This window comes from Cohnella sp. GbtcB17, assembly GCF_019091135.1.
GTDB lineage: Bacteria > Bacillota > Bacilli > Paenibacillales > Paenibacillaceae > Cohnella.
This window is the reverse complement of the sequence record NZ_JAGXJW010000354.1, coordinates 1-251: the sequence shown is the minus strand read 5'-3', so window position 1 is coordinate 251 and position 251 is coordinate 1. Positions and strand designations below refer to the sequence as shown.

Here is a 251-nt window from a genome sequence, read left to right as displayed (position 1 = left end):
GTGGTGTGCGGCGTCTCCCCGCACCAGACGAGGCCTGCGACCAGTACGATGACGATATTCGCGTTCGTGATCGGAGAGACGAGGCTGGCGGGACCGCGTCCGATCGCCCGCATGAACAGCAGGTTGCCCCAGGCTGAGCCCAGGCCGATGTCCGCTCCGGCGGTCCAGACGCGCCAATCGTACGGCTGCCAGGTGTGCGTCAGCAGCGCCTGGATCCAGAAGCCTGCGGTGCCCGACGCGTACAGGCCTAT

General features: G+C 67.3%; 1 protein-coding gene. It reads right to left on the bottom strand.

Translation table 11 applies throughout. From position 1 onward, the window contains the following. The coding region (locus tag KVT38_RS33930) for an EamA family transporter (protein ID WP_217598108.1) at nucleotides 1-251 on the bottom strand (251 nt) is incomplete at both ends.